The organism is Streptomyces sp. NBC_00876, assembly GCF_045207435.1.
Lineage (GTDB): Bacteria > Actinomycetota > Actinomycetes > Streptomycetales > Streptomycetaceae > Streptomyces.
On sequence record NZ_CP108800.1, the window covers coordinates 7,432,851 to 7,451,523 of the forward strand.

The window sequence follows — 18,673 nt, forward strand, 5'->3', positions numbered from 1 at the left end:
CGCGGCCGGCAGATGAAGGCGGCCGCAGGTCCCTGGGGCAATCGCGACTTCCGGCTGCTGTGGGCCGGCAACGGCATCTCCCAGCTCGGCACCAACGGCGCCCGGATCGCCTACCCCCTGCTCGCGCTGGCCGTCACCGGTTCGCCCGTCGTGGCCGGGTGGGCCGGCTTCGCGGGATCCCTGCCGAACATCCTGCTCCAGCTTCCCGCAGGTGTGGTGGCCGACCGGCGCAACCGGCGTACGACCATGCTCATCTGCCAGGCCGGAGGCGCACTCACCGCCCTGGCGCTGCTCCTTCTCGGCATGCTCGGAGCGCCCGGATTTCTGGCGGCGCTGATCGTGCTGGCGTTCGCCGAGGGGTGCTTCTACGTCTTCTTCGATCTGGCCGAGCTGGGGGCGGTCCGCGATGTCGTCACCGTGGAGCAGCGCCCGGCGGCGATCTCGCTCCACGAGGCGCAGACGCATGCGACCGTGCTCGTCTCACGGGCCCTGGGCGTGCTCATGTTCGGCCTCATGCAGTGGCTGCCGTTCCTGGTCAACCTGGGTTCGTACCTCGTCTCCGTCATGACCGTCGCCGGCGTGAACGGCAGGGCCACGGAGCCGCTCGCGCGGGATTCCGGGAGCGAGGGCGGGGCGCGGGGCGGTATGCGCTACGGCCTCGTGTGGCTGTGGCGGAACCCCTTCCTGCGTACCGTCAACATGCTGTTCGGGGCAACGAACGTGATCTGGCAGTGCGTGATCCTGCTGTTCATCGTGACGGCGCATCAACAGCACCAGCCGCCATGGCTGCTGGGCGCGGTCCTGGCCGGCTCCGGCATCGGGGGCCTGGCCGGGTCCGCCGCCGCACCCCGGCTGGCCCGTGGCCGCTGCGTGCGGACGGTCTTCATCGCCGCGCTGTGGTCCTGGACCGCACTCATCACGGTGATCGCCGCCGCGGGCGACCCGTTCGTCCAGGCGGGTGCCTGGTTCGGTGTGGGGGCGACGGGAGCCGCGGCCGCCATCTCGGTCTCGGTCTACGAGGTGAACGCCGTCCCCGCCGCCGCGCTGGGCAGGGTGGCCGGAGCGACTCAGATCCTGCCCAGGGGCGCGATCCCGGTCGGCGCGGTCCTCGGCGGCTATCTGCTGGCGGCGCTCGGGGTCCGGGCCACGGCCTGGACCCTGGTCGCCTCGATGCTGATCCTCGCCCTGTGCGGGACCGCCCTGCTTCCGGGCGCGGCCTCGCCCGGACCCGTACGGCCGCCCGGAGACCGGCAGGAGCGCGATCCTCAGCGGCTCGGCAGCTGACCGGACCGCACCGGGTGCTCCTGGCGGGCCGTCTACTCCTTGTAGCCCGAGCGGTGGACGCCGAACACGGCGCCCTGGGGGTCGCGGACCACGGCGATCCTGGGGCCCTGCGGAATGGTCGTCGGGGGCATCAGCAGCTCCCCGCCGGCCCCCAGCGCCGTGGCTGCGGCCGCGTCGACGTCCGCGACGGCGAAGTACGGAAGCCAGTGCGGCGGCACATCCGGCGGGAACTTGTCGTCCATCGTCAGCAGACCGCCGAAGTCCGCCCCTTCGATGCCCCACTGCGGGTAGGTGTCCGAGGCGGTGACCGTCCAGCCGAAGACGGCCGGATAGAAGGCGAGCGCCGGTTCGCTCTCCCGGGTGACGAGTTCGGCCCAGCCCAGCGCGCCCGGATCGTTGAACAGATCGGCTCCCGCGAAGGCGCGGCCCTGCCACAGGGAGAACACCGCACCCGACGGGTCCGCGACCACGGCGAACCTGCCCTCCTCGAAGACGTCCATCGGGCCGACCAGCAGCGAGCCGCCCGCCGCCTTCACCTTCTCGACCGCCCCGTCCGTGTCCCGGACGGCGAACGAGACCGTCCAGGCCGGCGGCTGTCCGGGCTGGTACACCGGGCTGAGTGCGGCGACGCGGGCGTCCCCCAGGTGCGCCGTGGTGTAGCCGCCGGCCTCCTCGCGCGGGTCGGTCTCGCTCCGCCAGCCGAAGAGTGCGCCGTAGAACGCCTTGGCCGCCGGTACGTCGGAGGTGCTCAGCTCGGTCCAGCAGGGACCGCCGGGCACCGGTGCGGTGAGCTTCATTCGGACTCCTGGGTGCGTGGGTGGCGTGCGCGACTTTCCGGCACAGCTGAACGCTATGACCGGGCGCGTCGGCGGGCCATCGGTGCGGAGACGCAGGCCGAAGTGTTTTACAGGTGTAATACCTGTTAAAGTATATGGGTGAGCGATACAACCATCCGGTCCCGGCGCCCCTCCTTCCGCAGACTCCCGCTGACGGGCCCGCTGCGGCTGGCCCGGCCCTCGGACATGTGGTTCAAGCCGGCGGCCAGCGTGGTCGTGGCCACGGCGATACCCAACCTGGTGCTGTTCTCCCTGGACCGCCTCGACCTCGTGATGTACACGATGGCGGGCTCGCTGTGCGCGCTGTACGGCCACAACCTGCCGTACGCGCGACGCGCCAGGACCATCGCCGCCGTGGTCCTCGGCATGGTGGCCGGACTGGCGGTCTCCCTCGTCACCGCGTCGCTCACCGGATCGACCGCCGTCCTGATCGCCGTCGGCGCACTCCTGGCCGCCGGGCAGAAGCTGCTCTGCGACGCCACCCGGATCGGACCCCCCGGCCCGGTGATCTTCACGTTCGTGAGCTCCGCCGCCCTGTTCGCCCCGCAGAGTCCCGGCCAGGTGCCCGGCCATCTCGCCCTGACCCTCGGGGCGGGCGCGGTGTCCTGGCTCGTCACCGTCGCCCCCGCGCTGATCCGCCGCGAGGGACCCGAGCGCCGTGCGACCGCCCGCGCGCTGAACACCGCCGCCGCGTACGTCGCCGAGCCGGACCACCACACCCGGCGCGCCGCGGTCGCCGCCGTGCACGCGGCCTGGCAGACACTCCTCGCGGCCGGGCGCTCCACCCCCGTACGCCGCGCCCTCGAGCGCCTCGTCGTGCACGCCGAATCCGCAATCACCGGGAGCGAGCCGGGCGCGGTCCCGGATACGGCCAGCTCGGGCTCCCACGCCGACCGGCTCCGCGACTGGGCCCGGCAGACCCGCGCGCGCGGGCCCGTCCCCACTCCGCCGTCCGCCCCCGCAACCGCGGCCGAACTCCTCGGCGCCGAGGCCGAACGCGCCGCCGTGCGTCCCACCGCCCGCGCCGGGGCCGTCCGCGCACTGCTCCACCGCATCGGACCCGGCTCCCCGCTGCTGCCCATCGCGGCGCGCACCCTCATCGGCTGCGCCCTGGCCGGATACATCTGCTCGGCCGTCGGCGTCGGCCGCCCCTACTGGGCCATCGTCACAGCCGCCTCGCTCTACCAGGCCAACGTCACGCTCTCCTGGAACCGGACACTCCAGCGCACCCTCGGCAACCTCCTCGGCGTCCTGGTCTTCGCCGCCGTGCTCCCGGCCGCCCGGACCGGCCCCCTGGCCCTGATCGGCTTCTGCCTCCTCTTCGCGTTCGCCGCCGAGGCCCTGATGACCCGCAACTACTGGCTCGGTTCCGTGGCCGTCACCCCGATGGCCCTGCTGGTCCTGGAGTACGCGGGCAGCCACCCGGTCGGCGAGCTCATCGGCGACCGGGTCCTGGACACCGTCATCGGCGCCGCCGTCGGGATCCTCGTCGCCGTGCTCGTCACCAACCGCCGCGCCGCAGGCCGCGTCGAGCAGGCCCTCGCCGCATCCGAGCAGGCCCGCGCCCACGCCGTACACACCCTGGCGGCCCCCGCTCCCGCTCCCGCCACCCTCGACGCGGCCCGCCGCCGGCTCACCGGAACCCTGGTCGAACTGCGCGAGGCGGACGACGCCGCGGCCGGCGAATGGTGGCAGCGCGCCCTGCCGCGCGAGGCGGTACTCGCGGCCGAGCAGGCCGGACACCGTACGCTCGCGGCTACAGCGACACGGCAGGGGACGACCGCCCCGGCCCAGGAGAACGGAGCGGTGTGACCGACGACATCGTGGCCTCGGTGGTACGGCAGTGGCAGGCCGTGAACCCGGAGCTCGACACCGGGCCGATGGAACTCATCGGCCGCATCAACCGCTGCTCCGCGCTGCTGCAGCAGGCCGAGGACGCCCCGCTGCGGGCCGCCGGCCTGACCCGGCCCGAGTTCGATCTGCTGGGTGCGCTGCGCCGCACCGACCGTGAACTCACCCCCGGCGAACTGGCCAGGGAGACGTTCTCCTCCGGCGCCGCCGTCACCAAACGCCTCCGGGTCCTCCAGGAGCGTGACCTGATCGGCCGCCGCAGCGACGACCGGGACCGCCGGGTCGTCTACGTCCGCCTCACCGAAGAGGGGCTGGCCCTGGTCGACGGGCTGCTGCCCCGGCAACTGGCGTACGAACGCGCCGTGCTCTCCGGCCTCGACCCCGAATCCCGCGACCGGCTCAGTGCGCAGCTGAGCGAACTGCTGGTCCAGCTCGAGGGCCGCATCGGCGGTGCCCGTCGCTGACCCTCCCCGCAAGGGGGCCACGGCCCGGTCGTCAGGTGCGCCGGCCCCCCGGCAGCCCGGCGGACCGGCGCAGTTCCCCGGCGCGACGCGCCAGTGCGGCATCGTCGCCGCGGTCGGCCGGTGCGCAGGCGATCAGCGCGAGCCGGTCGCGCCAGGTCGAACCGGTCAGCGGTACGGCGACCGCGTACAGGCCGGGCACCGACTCGCCGCGGCTGAGCGCGTATCCGCGCTCCCGGGTCTCCGCGAGCTCCGCCAGGAGCGCCGGCATCGAGGCGGGCGCGTGCGGAGCGCCGTCCAGCCCCTCCCGCGGATACAGGGCGCAGACCTGTTCATCGGTCAGCCCGGAGAGCAGCATCCTGCCGCCCGCCGTCGCGTGTGCGGGACGGGTGCGGCCCGGTGCCGGCGCCACCCGGACGGGGTGGGGGGACTCCCGGCAGTCGGTGACGATGATCCGGTCCCCGATCAGTGCGGCGCTCTGCACGGTCTCGCCGGTGCGCCGCACGGCATCGTCCAGTACCGAGCCGACCCGTTCACGGACCTCGGCGCCGAATCCGGCCGGGGCGCCCAGCCGGACCAGTTCGGGACCGGCCGAGTAGCCGCGGCCCGTGACGTCCCGGACCGCGAAGCCGCGCCCCTCCAGGGTGCTGAGCACCCGATGGGCGGTGGAGCGGCCGATGGACAGCAGTTCCGCCGCCCCGGACACGGTCAACGCGTCATGGGTGAGGAACAGTCGCATCAGCCGGAGCCCGGTGTCGAGTGACTCGATGGTGTAGTCGCGCGCCGGCCCCGTGGGGTGGGCGTGGCCCTTCGTCTCCCGCATCTCCGCTTCTCGCAACTTTGTTCCCCGTGCTCGTCCGGTGGTCCTGAATCTGCTCCTTTCGATCCGCTTCGATCACATGTGCTGTTGTCCTTCTCTGCGGGACGAAGTGGAGTGGGGAGCGGTTGAGTTCCTGGGTGAACTCCTTTGCAGCGTAGCTCCTTTGGGCATGGCCAGCTCTTCGTGGAGGGCCGGGTGGTGCTGATGCTGTCCCTCCGAGTGGGACGAACGAGTGCGATAGCTCCGGATCCCTCCCCCTCGTAACTCCCCGCACACGCTTGAAGGCGCTGCGTGCAAAAACTCGTGAGTGTATTACCGCTGGAGTGCTCGCGCAGGGGGTTGGGTGAATATGCCGAACCACTGTTTCGATCTGACTAAGCTCACGCGCAGTGAAGTCGAGTTGAGATGAATTCGAGCGCTTGTTCCCCTTTGTTCTGCAAGCGCTGTATCTCCGGAATACCGCCCGAATCAACCGCCAGAGGTTTTAGATGGCTCGTGTTGAATCACCGCCGATCGACCGGGAAACACCCGTCGCCCGCGCCCTGTTGCTGCCCGTTGTCGTGATGACCGGAGCGACTGCCGCCGCCGTGGCGATGGTTGCCGAGGCCGCGCGGATACCAGTCGCCTGGTGCGGCGTGTTCGCCACAGCCGTGGTCGCCGTTCTCGCCGTCGAAATCGCCCGCCGCGGACGTACGCTCCGCCGTCAGCGTGCCGCCTACGAGAGGCGCGTCACCGCGCTGGAGAGGCGCATCGCCGACCACGACGAAGAATCCGTACGGATCAGCAAGGAACTCCTGCCGGCCGCGATCCACCGGCTGCGGGTGGGCAATTCGCCCGATGAGGTGCTCCGGGACGTGGTGGACGGCGACGAGGTCTACCGCCATCTCCCCGACGCCCAGCGCGCCCTCGTCTACACGGTCCTGGACATCATCGACAACGAGGAGGCGACGCGTGACTCCGCGCAGCGCGCCTTCGTCAACGTCGCCCGCCGCGTCCAGGCGATCGTCCACCGGCAGGCCAGTGAACTGCGGGAGATGGAGGAGCACCACGGGCGCAACCCCGACGTCTTCGACGACCTGCTCCGCATCGACCACGGCACCGCACTGATCGGCCGGCTCGCCGACTCCATCGCGGTGCTCGGCGGCGCCCGCCCCAGCCGCCAGTGGCCCAAGCCCGTACCGCTGTTCAGCGTCCTGCGCGGTGCCATGTCGCGCATCCTGGAGTACCCGCGCGTCGATCTGCACTCGATCGCCAAGGTCGCCATCATCGGCACCGCCGTCGAACCGCTCATCCACGCCTGCGCCGAACTCCTCGACAACGCCACCCGGTACTCACCGCCGCAGACCCGCGTGCACGTCACCGCCGTCGAGGTGCAGACCGGCATCGCCATCGAGATCGAGGACGGCGGCGTCAGCCTCAGCGAGGAGGCCCGCGCCCGGGCCGAGAACATGCTCGCCAGGGCCCAGGCCGGCTCCAGCATGAACGACCTCGGCGAGTCCCCGCGCCTCGGCATGGCGGTCGTCGGCCGGCTGTCGCGGATGTACGACCTCCAGGTCTCCCTGCGGCAGTCCGCGTACGGCGGTGTCCGCGCCGTGCTCATCGTGCCCCGCGCCATGATCACCACCGGTCCCGCCCCCGGCATCGCCCACGGCATCGGCGCCACGTCGCGGCCCACCAGCGACATCGACCTCGCGGACATGAAGCACGTCGTCCCGACCCGCAGCAGCCACCGCAAGCCGCGCCATGTGGCCACCGGACCGGTCGCACCCGCCACCCGGCCGGCCGCCCCGGCCGCCCCCGCCGTCGCCATGGAGGACGACGTCCCCGTGGTGACCGAGTGGACCGCGGGCGGACTCCCGCAGCGCCGCAGCCGCGGCCGTGCGCCGCTGGGTTCGCACAACCTTCCCGCGCAGTCCCACGACCCTGCCGCAGGCCGCGCCAACGGCCACGGCAACGGTCACGACAGCGGAAAGGAACCGCCCCCCGGGATCTGGCTGGAGGCGTTCACCAAGGGCGCCAACGGTGTCCCCCAGGACCCCCGGGCGGACGAAGACTCTGACGACGCGTGGGACAAGGGAGATCTGAAGTGATCCAGCAACGGGGCAACATGGACTGGATGCTCAAAGAGCTCGCCGACGACGTTCCCGACATCCACCAGATCGTGGTGCTCTCCGCGGACGGCCTGCGTATCGCCCGGCACGGCGGGGACCCCGATGTCGCCGACCGGCTCGCGGCCGCGTGCGCCGGGCTGCAGAGCCTGGCGGCCGCCGTCGCCTCCGAGATCCCGTACAGCGACGGCCGGATGCGGCTCGTCGTCATCGAGGTCACCGGCGGGTTCTTCTACCTGATGGCGGCAGGGGCGGGCGCGTATCTCGCGGTACTCGCGGGCGAGACGGTGGACGCCGGACTCGTCGGCTCACGGATGCGCGACATGGTCGTACGGATCGGCGCCCACCTCACGAGCCCGCCCCGACACGACGGGCAGGCCGGATGAGTTCTTCCCGTCGAGAACGCCGCAAGGCCGATCCGGCACTGAGCGATCCGGAACGGCTCTATGTCATCACCGGCGATCCGGACGGCAGCGAGCGGGCAGCGCTCGACCTGGTCACGATGGTGGTCTCGAAGTCGGAGCCATCGCCGACGGTCCAGCCGGAGCAGGCCGTGATCCTGCGGCTCTGCCAGGCCCCGTTATCCGTTGCCGAGCTCTCCGCCTACCTCAGCCTTCCGTTCAGCGTGGTGACATCGCTCCTCACCGAACTCCTGGCGACCGAACTGATCGAATCGCGCGCGCCCATCGTCCGCGCAACCCTCCCGGACAGGTCTCTCCTCGAAGCGGTGATGCATGGACTTCAGAAACTCTGACACGATCACGGGCCCCCGGAGCGAGGACGTCCTTCCCACCACGGCCACCGCCGCGGTGAAGGTCGTGATCGTCGGAGGGTTCGGCGTCGGCAAGACGACCATGGTCGGCTCGGTCAGCGAGATCCGGCCGCTGACCACCGAAGAGACCATGACGCAGGCAGGCGTCGGTGTGGACGACAACTTCGGGGTGGAGAGCAAGACCGCCACCACGGTCGCCATGGACTTCGGCCGGATCAGCATCACCGAGGAGCTGATCCTCTACCTGTTCGGCACCCCGGGCCAGGAGCGCTTCTGGTTCCTGTGGAACGGGCTGTTCGAGGGTGCGCTCGGCGCCGTCGTCCTCATCGACACCCGCCGGCTCGAGGTCAGCTTCGACGTCATCGGCCGGCTCGAGGAGCGCGGCGTGCCGTTCGTCGTCGCCGTCAACACCTTCCCGGACGCGCCGAAACACCCCGTCGAGGCGCTGCGCAGCGCCCTGGACCTGCCGGACGAGGTCCCGATGATCGACTGCGACGCACGGCTGCGCGCCTCCAGCCGCGATGTGCTGCTGACACTCATGCGCTACCTGCACACGCTGGCCGTCCCGCTCGGCTGACGTCCGCGCACCCGTTGCCCGCACCCGTTCCGCGCGCCCCCACCGCGTACCCCATTCGTCCGGCCCTTGGCAGCCTGATCCCTGGAGCGATCGTGACAACCCCATTCCACTACGAGCCCGGAGCGGCCACCGGGCCGGTACCGCCCCCCGAGTGCCCGGCCCACGGCCTCGGTATCGGTATCGGTCCCGGCGGCCTGCGGCGGCTGTACGGTCCCGAGGCCGAACAGGACCCGCACGGTCTGTACGAGAAACTGCGCGCCGAACACGGCACGGTGGCACCCGTGCTGCTGCACGGTGACGTACCGGCCTGGCTGGTCCTCGGGCACAGCGAGAACCTGCACATGACCCGTACCCCCTCGCAGTTCTCCCGCGACTCGCGCCGCTGGCGGGCGCTGCAGGACGGCAGCGTCGCCCCGGACCACCCACTGGCACCGATCTTCACCTGGCAGCCGATCTGCGTCTTCGCCGACGGTGCCACCCACGAACGTCAGCGCGGCGCCGTCACCGACTCCATGGGCCGGATCGACACCCGCGGCGTCCGGCGCCACGTCAACCGCTACAGCAACAGGCTCGTCAACGACTTCTGCCGGGAGGGCCGCACCGACCTGGTCACCGGCTTCGCCGAGCGGCTGCCCATGATGGTGATGTGCGCGATCCTCGGCATGCCCGAGGAGTACAACGACCGGATGGTGCAGGCCGCCCGGGACATGACCCGGGGCACCGCGACCGCGGTCCAGAGCAACGCCTACGTCCTCGGCGCGCTGAGCCGTCTCGTCGAGCGGCGCCGCCACGAACCCGCGGACGACTTCGCCACCTGGCTCGTCGAGCACCCCGCGGACATGACCGACCAGGAGGTGGCCGAGCATCTGCGGCTCATCCTGATCGCCTCCTACGAGGCCACCACCAACCTGATCGCCAATGTGCTCCGCATGGTGCTCACCGATCCGCGCTTCCGGGCCAGGCTCAGCGGCGGTCACATGACCGTGCCCGAGGCGGTGGAGCAGACCCTGTGGGACGAGCCGCCGTTCACCGCCGTCTTCGGCCGCTGGGCGGTCGGCGACACGGAACTGGGCGGACAGCGCATCAAGGCGGGTGACGCGCTGATCGTCGGCATCGCCCCGGCCAACACCGACCCGGTGGTACGGCCCGACCTCAACGCCAACATGGAGGGCAACCGGGCCCACCTCGCGTTCAGCGGCGGACCCCACGAATGCCCGGGGCAGGACATCGGGCGCGCCATCGCGGACGTCGGCGTCGACGCCCTGCTGATGCGCCTGCCCGACCTCGAACTCGCCGTCGACGAGAGCGAACTCCAGTGGGTCGGCAACATCATGGGCCGCCACCTGGTGGAACTCCCGGCCGAGTTCGCGCCGCGCTCCCCGCAGGACGACCGGGAGCCGCCGTCCATGGGCAAGCCGAACCCGGCGCGCCAGGACTGGGAGGTGCAGTCCGCGGTACGCCACACGGCGCCGACCCCCGTACGCGCCTCCGTGCCCGCACCCTCGGAACCGGCCCGCGCGGCGGCCGGCGCCGGCCCGGCGGGAGCGACCGCCACCACGGACGGGTCCGTGGACGCGCTGGCCGGCGGGGGCTCCGCGGCCGGAACGATCCCGCAGCAGCGCAGGTCCGCGGCCCCGGCCCGGCTGTGGCGGGTCGTGACGCGCTGGTGGAACGGCCACTGACCGGCAGCGCCTGACGGCGACGGCCCGGTGGAGCGGACGTGGGTGTCCGTTCCACCGGGCCGCCGTCGTCGCGGGGGAGCACCGGCCGGTCGCGCGGAGCCCTCCGCGCACCCCACGTACCATGCGGAAGCGTGAAGCTGACAATTCTGGGTGGCGGCGGGTTCCGGGTTCCTCTGGTGTACGGGGCGCTGCTCGCCGACCACGCCGAGGGCCGCGTCTCGGCCGTCACCCTCTACGACACGGACCCCGACCGGCTCACCGCCGTCGCCCGGGTGCTCGATGAACAGGCCGAGGGCATCCCGGACGCACCCACCGTCGTCGCCACCACCGAACTGGACGAGGCGCTGCGCGGCGCCGACTTCGTCTTCTCGGCGATCCGGGTCGGCGGACTCGCGGGCCGGGCGGCCGACGAACGTGTCGCGCTCGACGAAGGCGTCCTCGGCCAGGAGACCGTCGGCGCGGGCGGAATCGCCTACGGGCTGCGCACCGTTCCCGTCGCCGTCGATCTGGCGCAGCGCATCGCCCGGCTCGCCCCGCACGCCTGGGTCATCAACTTCACCAACCCCGCGGGCCTGGTGACCGAGGCCATGTCCCGGCACCTCGGCGACCGCGTCATCGGCATCTGCGACTCGCCGGTCGGCCTCGGCCGCCGTATCGCCCGGGTGCTCGGCGCGGACCCCGACCGGGCGCGGGCCGACTACGTCGGCCTCAACCACCTCGGCTGGGTACGCGCGCTGTACGTCGACGGCCGGGACGAACTGCCGCGGCTGCTCGCCGATCCGGAGCTGCTCGGCTCCTTCGAGGAGGGCCGGCTCTTCGGCGCGGACTGGCTGCGGTCGCTGGGCGCGATCCCCAACGAGTACCTGCACTACTACTACTTCAACCGGGAAGCGGTCCGCGCCTACCAGGAGGCGGAGCAGACCCGGGGGGCCTTCCTCCGCGAACAGCAGGAGGGCTTCTACGGCCGGATGAAGGACCCGGCGACGCCCGCGCTGGCCACCTGGGACCGCACCCGTGCCGAACGCGAGGCCACGTACATGTCGGAGAACCGGGATGTCGCGGGCGCCGGTGAGCGCGACGAGAGCGATCTGGACTCCGGCGGATACGAGCAGGTGGCGCTCGCCCTCATGAGGGCCGTCGCCCGCGACGAGCAGACCTCACTGATCCTCAACGTCCGCAACCGCACCACCCTTTCGGTGCTCGACGCGGACGCCGTCATCGAGGTTCCGTGTCTCGTCGACGCGAACGGTGCCCATCCGGTCGCCGTCGATCCGCTCCCGTACCACGCCACCGGCCTGGTCACCTCGGTCAAGGCCGTCGAACGCGCGGTGCTCGACGCGGCAGCGAGCGGTTCGCGCGCCGACGCGGTCCGGGCCTTCGCGCTGCATCCGCTGGTCGACTCGGTCTCGGTCGCCCGCCGGCTGGTCGACGGCTACAGGCAGGTCCACCCCGGGCTCGCCTACCTTACTTAGCCGCGTGTGCACGGCAGTTGGGCCCGGCCGGCGTCGGGGCACTGCCGGCACCGTGTGAGATGCTCGGGCCATGAGCGGCGAAGCGGCTACGGAGTCACCCGAGGACCTGGAGTACGAGGAGGAGCGGTCGGTGCCGATCGAGGCGCCGGCCACGCCCGGTGAGTGGGACACGCTGGCGGGTGACTGGGAGGGCGTGTACCAGGGCTACTACCTGGGCAGCGCCCGGCACGCGGTGCTCGAATGCGCCCGGCACCTTGAGTCGAGTGCCGCAGCCGGCGCCCCGGAGACGGCGCAGTGGACCCTCGGGCTGTACTACATCGGGGGATACGTCATCCACTCCTCGCCCCACAGCGATTCCGAGGACCGGGTCAGGGCGGTGATGGCCGGGGCCGGGCGCGCCATGGAGGCCATTTCGTGCGGCCACGCGGCGCACCCCTGCGACGACGTCCCCGGGGACGGGGACCTGGAAGGCCTTCCCGCGGTCCTGGAGCTGCTGGCCCATCCGGAACAGGACGCGGAGCACGCGGCGGCCCTGGCCGAGGAACTCGCCAAGGGGGAAGCGTCCGCCGATGACGAATGGCTCCGGTCCTGGTACGGGGGCCGGCTCACGCGGGACGTATGGGCCTGTCCGCAGAACCTGGCCGGCCTGGCCAGGGCCTTCCCCGCCTGAGGAGCTGTGCCCGGCACGGCCGCCGGAGGCCGTGGCACGGCGCGGCCCGTCCGGCGGGCGCCTCCTCCCGTACGGTCATGACGTGCCGTTCTCGGTGAGTCCGGCCAGATCGGCGAGCAGCTCGGACACGGTCACCGCGTCCAGGTCGCCGAAGCGCAGCTCATAGCTGTCGCGTTGCCAGTAGTCGGCGGGCTGGGTGCCGAGCCAGACGGTTTCCAGGGTCTGGTCGGGGAACATGTCGACGACGCCGACCGCGATGCCTGTGTTCAGAGCGATCACCAGATAGCAGTCGTCGCCGAGCCGCTTGGAGATCCAGCGCTCCACGCCCGCGTCCTGGGGCACCCCGCGCTGCCAGCCACGGCGCTCCAGGCCGAGGACCTTGCCCGTCGGCACCTTCGTCCCCTCGAAGCGGTTCAGACGGTGGCCGGCGGCCTCCTCCTCGGTCGGTACGAACACGGCACGCCCCAGCTGGGGGAACGGCTGCACGGTCTCCCGGTCCGCGAACACCGCCGACCAGAGGGCCAACTCCTCGCCCAGGTGCAGCGGATGGGCCAGACGCACGGCCGCCCCGGCGGGGAGGACGAAGGTCTCGCCCCCGGCATCCGCGAACGTACGGTTCCGCGTCACCCGGAACGCGGTCCTTTCCCCGTCCGTCTCGCTCAGCCACACCAGCCGTCGCACCAGGTGGCACAGCAGCGGATGGCCGACGAACAGCTCGCCGAACTCCCGCACGGTCCAGGACCGGCCCGCCACCATCGCCGCCTCCAGCCGGCGCACCTGGTCGGACGCGACCGTCCGCACGCCCTTCTTCAGGGCCATGAAGCGCTTGCGCTCGTCCGGGGCCAGCTCCGCGTCGTCCCGCGTGCCCGGCTTCGGCAGGTCCTTGAGGTGCTTTCCGCCGCTGTCCCGGACATACGGCCGCAGCTGTTCGTCGAAGCCCAGCGTGAACGTCCGGGTTCCGTAGTCGATGACCGTCGAACCGTTCGCGTCCAGGCCGAAGTCGGGCACCAGCCGGTCGGAGAGCTGCTCGCCGGTGAGTCCGAGAGCCGCGGCCACCTCGGCGATCTTCTCGGTGGCCCGGACCTTCAGCGCCTTGAACTTCACCCGCTGGGAGATGCCGTGCAGATGCAGGAGCGCGACATCGCTGCCGATCGCCGCCAGCACGTCGAGGCCCTCGACGGCACGATGGTGGGCGCCCTCACCCGGCCACGCACGGATCACCGGTGTCAGCCGGCGCACCGTCCCGTCGTCGCCCAGCACACCCAGGGCGTGCACCGCCCAGGACTCCTCGGCGGGAAGGGAGGCGAGCCGCCACTGCTCGAAGAGCGCCCAGGCGAACTCCGCCGACGAAGCGGAATCCACCGTCCGCGTGACATCACCGAGACCCGGATACGGCTCACCCGGCCTGGACATCGCGAGCATGGTCAGGACATGACGTACCGACTCCTCGGGCAGGGCGCCGCCCGATGTGAGAGTGATCTGTGGCAGCAGAGCCGGATCCGCCCACCCCGGCAACACCGGGATGACGGCGGGCAGCGCCCGCTCCAGCGGATCGGCGGCCAACAGCCCGGCCACCGCATCGGCTGCCTGCGCGCCGTACACCCCGGCCGCCCGGAGCACGACGTCATCGCCGTGCAGGGCGGCGATCCGGACCAGGGCCTGCTCGGCGGCGCGCCGTGCGGTGCCGGCCCTGCCGACGGCATCGGGCACCAGCAACGGGGCGGCCCGGACGCCGTGCCGTTCGAACCAGGTACGGGCCGTGGCCTTCGTGGACTTGAGCCGCACCGCCCAGTCGGCCATGTGCCGGGCGACGGAGGCGTCGACGAACGGAAGCAGCAGATGAGCGAGGGCGCTCGGCTGCCGGGGCACGGCGCGCAGGAGCAGCGGCAGTGCGGCGAGTCCGAAGCGGGCCGCGACCGGCTTCAGGGTGTCCGCACCGCCCCACAGTTCGGTCGGGTCCCAGACGGCGAGCAGCGGCGCGACCAGCTTCTCGGGCCCGTGGATGTACACCCACGCGGGCTGCAGGCCGGACTCGTCGAGGCTGTGGCGCAGCTCGGCGACCTCCCTCTCCCAGTCCTCCACGCCCTGCCGCCGGGTGTACCAGCTGGTGGTGGCGGCCCACTGTTCCCGCTCGCCGGGCAGCCACTCCACCGCGGGCGCGCAGACCGGCGTCAGGCCGGTCACGACGATGGCCTTCGCGGTGCTCCGCTGCCGGGTCCAGGGAGGTGACGTCAGCACGTCCGCAAGCGCGCCACCGGGCGCGTCGGCGATCCGGCCCGCCGGGTTGAGGAGCGGCTCGATGACGTCCGCCAGCTCGCCGGGGAGCGCCGGCAGCGCGGCCTCCACGAGCGTGCGGTGGGTGGCGATGTGTCCCCGGAGCAACTGCTGCGTGGTGCTCGATGCCGAATCGGCACCGCCGATGACCTCGGCGGTGAGCAGGCGCAGTGCCCGGACCGGATAGCGGCTCATGGCCTCGAGGAGAGCGGTACGCACATGCTTGGTGTCCGCCCGGCCGAGCAGGTGGAGGAATGCCTCGTCCGTGGGGAACTCCACGAGTGCACCGGCGATCTGCTTCACGGTGTCCGCGTAGGAGAAGGTGCGGGTGAGCTCCTCGCCGAGCATCGGCACGATGGCCGAGCCGATGCCCTCGGCCGCCGTCGCGGTCAGGATGACGCTCTGGCAGAAGGAGGGGCAGTGCGCGAAGGCCGCCGCCTGGCCGGGGGAGTTGAGTGTGCAGTACACCAGGGAGAGAAGACCGGGGTCCTGCTCCGCCGTCACTTCGGGATCCGCACACAGGGCGGTCACCCAGTCGGTCTCGCTCGGCACCAGATAGGCCGCGATGATCTTCCGGTGGGCATCGGTGCGGTATCGGGAGAGTGCCTCGACCGCGGCCCGGTAGGTCTCGTCGTCCGCGGCGGCGAGCAGTGCGCGGACGCGGTCGGCGGCCGGCCGGCGGGTGACCTGCGCGTAGCCGTACCGCGCCCGGGGGAGCGCCTCCAGCCAGGGCTCCGAGCGCCTTCGGCCGCTCTGCGTCCAGTGTGTCCGGGTCATGAACAGCTCCACGGCCGCACAGGCCGCGAACGGCAGTCCGTGGAGCTGCACCCATCTGTCGGCCCAGGAGCCGGCCTGGGGCGAGGAGTGTCCGACGATCGAGGCCAGCGCGGCAGCCCCGGCCGGTGAGGGGCCGCCCGCGAGGTAGTGGCGCACCTGCTCGACGAGTCCCGGGTCGCTGCGCGGCGCGTTCAGGAACTCCTGGATCCACGGCTCTTCCTCGGCCGTCCGGGCCGCCAGAGCGTCCAGGGTCTTCTTCTGGGCGCGTGCGGGTGTCCGTGCGATGCCACCGCGTCGGGGATGGAGCGAGCGCTGCCAGCTGACCGGCAGGACGAAGGTGTCCTCGTCGGGCAGGGCGCCGGGGCCCTCGCCGGTCTCGCCCGGCTCCACTCCGGACGGTGTGCCCGAGCGGTCCGGAGGCGCCGGCGCCGCGACCTCCTCGTACCCCTTGCGTTCCTTCTCCGCGATCGTCCTGGACACGTGCGCGTCCGCCGCCCCGGCCGAGGCGAACTCCTTCGTCTGCGTGCGCCCGCCGCTTCCGCAGCGCCCGTACCGCACCGTCACCACGGCGCCGTCGGCCCGGGTCTCCCAGAACTTCGACGCACTGCCCTCGACGTACTCCCAGCGACGCACAGGCCCGCCCCCTTCACACCCGTCACGACCCGCACTGCCACGGGCTTTTCGATCAGTGGTTCCACACTAGAACCGACCACTGACAACGCAGCGTGACCGTTCCAGAGGCAGAGGCAGAGGCAGAGGCAGAGGCAGAGGCAGAGGCAGAGGCAGAGGCAGAGGCAGAGACAGGGGCAGAGGGGAACGGGTCAGGGAGCGGGGACGACGTGCTGTCCGCCCGTGCGCGTCCAGGACGGCGTCACGCCGGTCACCTGGCAGACCATCAGGAACAGCGGGATGGGAGGGGTGTACGGCGTACGGCTGTCGGGCTGGTGGATCAGCCTGGGCCGCACCGCGGGGACGTACGCCCCTCGCGCGTAGAAGGCCTGCTCGGGCCAGTCCAGCTCGAGGTCGGAGCCCGAGGGGACGATCCACCACCAGCGCTCGGCGTCCGCGAAGACACATCCGGTGCGCGGCAGATGAGACATCAGGCGGAAGCCGTACCGTGCCGGGACCCCCACCGCGTCGCAGCCCAGGGACGCCGAAAGGGTCGTCGGCAGCGGCAGTTGGATCCGTCCGGCGCGGGCGGGGGCGCCCGGCTCCCGGAGGCGGCGGGTGCCGAGGAGGTGGGACATGGCGTTCTTCAACATGAGTGCTCCGAGCCGTGCGGCAGGTCTGCCCAGACGATGCGGCCCGAGCCGTCCCCCGTGTCGCGGGACCCCCAGGCACTGCACATCGCGTCGACGAGCAGCAGGCCGCGTCCGTGCTCGTCGTCGGCGCTGCGGCACAACTGCGGGCCGCCGGGCTGGTGTCCTTGGTCCTGTACGGCTATGCGCAGCCGGTTCTCGAGGCAGTGCAGCTCGCACACGACACGGGCGCTGGCCGTGTGCACGACCGCGTTGGTGACCAGTTCGGACACGATGAGGACCGCCGCGTCGCGTGTCTCCTCGCCCATCCGCCACTCGCCCAGCCGGGCCTGCGCCAGCCGCCGGGCGCCCGCCACCGACTCCGGGTGCGCGGGCAGCGCGAAGCAGTACCGGAGCGCTTCCGTCCCGGGGCTGAGGTCCATGAGCCGGGGGATGAGCGCACTGCCAGGTGCCACGACCGAATCCTCACAGTGGGGGCTGCGTCACGCTTCGCGATCTTCACGGAAGAGGGCGGGCATGACTGGTCAACTGATTCGCTCCCCCAACTCTCCCCCTGTCGCGAACACTTGGCAAGAGGCACTCTGAAATTTCCAGAGTGGCTGTGTCTTTGGCGGCACGCGCATGGCACACTGCTCGAAAACAGCGCATCGGGAGGTCTGAAGTGAGCGAACCGCGGTCCGCCCCGACCGTGGGTCAGGTCGTTCTCGGCAAGCGCCTGCAGGATCTGCGGGAGCGCGTCGGCCTGAGCCGGGACCAGGCTGCCAAGGTGCTGCGGGTCGCCCCGGCGACGATACGCAGGATGGAAACGGCCGAGGTCGCTCTCAAGATCCCCTATGTGCAACTGCTCCTGAAGGCCTACGGGATCACCGAGGAGGAGGCCGAGTCCTTCGTCGTCCTCGCCGAGGAGGCCAACAAGCCCGGCTGGTGGCAGCGCTTCCACGACGTGCTGCCCGACTGGTTCAGCATGTACGTCAGCCTGGAGGGCGCCGCGAGCCTGCTGCGCATGTACGAGCCGCACTTCGTCCCCGGACTCCTCCAGACCGAGGACTACGCACGCTCGGTCATGCGCACCGGAGCGGTGGGTCAGACCAGGCCCGAGGACATCGAGCGCCATGTGGCGCTGCGGCTGGAGCGGCAGTCGCTGCTCACCCGGCCGGACGCCCCGAAACTGTGGGTGGTGATGGACGAGACGGTGCTGCGCCGCCCGGTGGGCAGTCCTGACGCCATGCGCGCCCAGGTCGACCGGCTGCTGGAGGCGACCACGCTGCCCAATGTGACCCTGCAGATCGCCGAGTTCTCCACCGGCCATCACCCGGGCACCTACGGGCCGTTCGTCCTCTTCCGGTTCGCCGTCCCCGAACTCCCCGACATGGTCTACAGCGAGTACCTGACCGGGGCCGTCTACTTCGACGCCCGCCCGGAGGTGGCCTCCTACCTCGAGGTCATGGACCGCATGGCGGCCCAGGCCGCGACTGCACAACGCACGAAGGAAATCCTCCGGGACTTCCGCAAGGAGCTGTGATGACACCCATATACAACGGCATGCCGGCCGCTGAACTCGGCTCCGAGGGCTGGTACAAGCCGTGGAGCGGTGGGAACGGCGGCAACTGCGTCGAGGCCATGAAGCTGGCCGACGGGAGAATCGCCATGCGCCAGTCCGCGGACCCCGACGGTCCGGCCCTGATCTACACCCACCACGAGATTGCGGCTTTCATCCAGGGAGCCAAGGCCGGTAAGGCAGACTTCCTCCTGACCTGACCGACCCTGACTGACCTGACTCGCACCGAGCCGACGTTCCCGGTCGTCGCGCACTCTCTTCGTTGTTCTGTT

General features: G+C 71.6%; 17 protein-coding genes. 12 read left to right on the plus strand and 5 right to left on the minus strand.

Annotated features, from left to right (window positions below):
- Positions 1–12 precede the first annotated feature (12 nt).
- Positions 13–1,284 carry an MFS transporter gene (locus OG782_RS32525; protein WP_406457149.1) on the plus strand — a complete coding sequence of 424 codons (1,272 nt, stop codon included), beginning with the start codon at positions 13–15 and terminating at the stop codon, positions 1,282–1,284.
- 32 nt (positions 1,285–1,316) lie between these two features.
- Here the strand turns inward: OG782_RS32525 and OG782_RS32530 are convergent, their stop codons facing one another.
- On the minus strand, positions 1,317–2,081 hold the full coding sequence (locus tag OG782_RS32530) for a VOC family protein (protein ID WP_406457151.1): 765 nt from the start codon (positions 2,079–2,081) through the stop codon (positions 1,317–1,319).
- A gap of 138 nt (positions 2,082–2,219) precedes the next feature.
- On the opposite strand from OG782_RS32530, the gene OG782_RS32535 reads away from it, so the two are divergent.
- The gene (locus tag OG782_RS32535) at positions 2,220–3,932 is read left to right on the plus strand and encodes an FUSC family protein (RefSeq protein WP_406457153.1); all 1,713 of its coding nucleotides are present in this window, start codon (positions 2,220–2,222) and stop codon (positions 3,930–3,932) included.
- The gene (locus OG782_RS32540) at positions 3,929–4,435 is read left to right on the plus strand and encodes a MarR family winged helix-turn-helix transcriptional regulator (RefSeq protein WP_406457155.1); all 507 of its coding nucleotides are present in this window, start codon (positions 3,929–3,931) and stop codon (positions 4,433–4,435) included. Before OG782_RS32535 ends, OG782_RS32540 begins: the two co-directional genes overlap by 4 nt.
- Before the next feature lie 31 nt (positions 4,436–4,466).
- On the opposite strand, the gene OG782_RS32545 is transcribed toward OG782_RS32540, so the two are convergent.
- The gene (locus tag OG782_RS32545; protein WP_406457157.1) at positions 4,467–5,255 is read right to left on the minus strand and encodes an IclR family transcriptional regulator; all 789 of its coding nucleotides are present in this window, start codon (positions 5,253–5,255) and stop codon (positions 4,467–4,469) included.
- Positions 5,256–5,740: 485 nt separating this feature from the next.
- Here OG782_RS32545 and OG782_RS32550 point away from each other — a divergent pair, with 485 nt between their 5' ends.
- From OG782_RS32550 to OG782_RS32580, 7 genes are all read left to right on the plus strand, one after another.
- Positions 5,741–7,342: a sensor histidine kinase gene (locus tag OG782_RS32550; protein ID WP_406457159.1), complete on the plus strand. Its 1,602-nt coding sequence runs from the start codon at positions 5,741–5,743 to the stop codon at positions 7,340–7,342.
- Positions 7,339–7,746: a roadblock/LC7 domain-containing protein gene (locus OG782_RS32555; protein WP_024494673.1), complete on the plus strand. Its 408-nt coding sequence runs from the start codon at positions 7,339–7,341 to the stop codon at positions 7,744–7,746. Before OG782_RS32550 ends, OG782_RS32555 begins: the two co-directional genes overlap by 4 nt.
- Complete coding sequence (locus OG782_RS32560; protein ID WP_406457161.1) at positions 7,743–8,114, plus strand: DUF742 domain-containing protein; 372 nt, start codon at positions 7,743–7,745, stop codon at positions 8,112–8,114. Before OG782_RS32555 ends, OG782_RS32560 begins: the two co-directional genes overlap by 4 nt.
- Positions 8,095–8,709: a GTP-binding protein gene (locus OG782_RS32565; protein ID WP_406457163.1), complete on the plus strand. Its 615-nt coding sequence runs from the start codon at positions 8,095–8,097 to the stop codon at positions 8,707–8,709. Before OG782_RS32560 ends, OG782_RS32565 begins: the two co-directional genes overlap by 20 nt.
- 92 nt (positions 8,710–8,801) lie before the next feature.
- A complete protein-coding gene (locus tag OG782_RS32570; protein WP_406457165.1) occupies positions 8,802–10,391 on the plus strand; it encodes a cytochrome P450 in 1,590 nt (529 codons plus the stop codon).
- Between the two features lie 131 nt (positions 10,392–10,522).
- The gene (locus OG782_RS32575) at positions 10,523–11,863 is read left to right on the plus strand and encodes a 6-phospho-beta-glucosidase (RefSeq protein WP_406457167.1); all 1,341 of its coding nucleotides are present in this window, start codon (positions 10,523–10,525) and stop codon (positions 11,861–11,863) included.
- A gap of 70 nt (positions 11,864–11,933) precedes the next feature.
- A complete protein-coding gene (locus OG782_RS32580) occupies positions 11,934–12,533 on the plus strand; it encodes a hypothetical protein (RefSeq protein WP_406457169.1) in 600 nt (199 codons plus the stop codon).
- Between the two features lie 75 nt (positions 12,534–12,608).
- On the opposite strand, the gene OG782_RS32585 is transcribed toward OG782_RS32580, so the two are convergent.
- The 3 genes from OG782_RS32585 to OG782_RS32595 form a co-directional block, all read right to left on the minus strand.
- Positions 12,609–16,217 (minus strand): DUF4132 domain-containing protein, encoded by a 3,609-nt coding sequence (locus OG782_RS32585; protein ID WP_406457171.1) that lies wholly within the window; start codon positions 16,215–16,217, stop codon positions 12,609–12,611.
- Between the two features lie 188 nt (positions 16,218–16,405).
- Positions 16,406–16,846 carry a hypothetical protein gene (locus OG782_RS32590; RefSeq protein ID WP_406457173.1) on the minus strand — a complete coding sequence of 147 codons (441 nt, stop codon included), beginning with the start codon at positions 16,844–16,846 and terminating at the stop codon, positions 16,406–16,408.
- Entirely contained in the window at positions 16,840–17,298 is a 459-nt protein-coding gene (locus OG782_RS32595; RefSeq protein WP_406457175.1) for an ATP-binding protein, read from the minus strand. The genes OG782_RS32590 and OG782_RS32595 overlap by 7 nt, the downstream gene beginning before the upstream one ends.
- Before the next feature lie 206 nt (positions 17,299–17,504).
- On the opposite strand from OG782_RS32595, the gene OG782_RS32600 reads away from it, so the two are divergent.
- Together OG782_RS32600 and OG782_RS32605 are read left to right on the plus strand one after the other, a co-directional pair.
- Entirely contained in the window at positions 17,505–18,365 is an 861-nt protein-coding gene (locus OG782_RS32600; protein WP_406457177.1) for a helix-turn-helix domain-containing protein, read from the plus strand.
- The gene (locus OG782_RS32605) at positions 18,365–18,601 is read left to right on the plus strand and encodes a DUF397 domain-containing protein (protein ID WP_406457179.1); all 237 of its coding nucleotides are present in this window, start codon (positions 18,365–18,367) and stop codon (positions 18,599–18,601) included. The genes OG782_RS32600 and OG782_RS32605 overlap by 1 nt, the downstream gene beginning before the upstream one ends.
- Positions 18,602–18,673 lie beyond the last annotated feature (72 nt).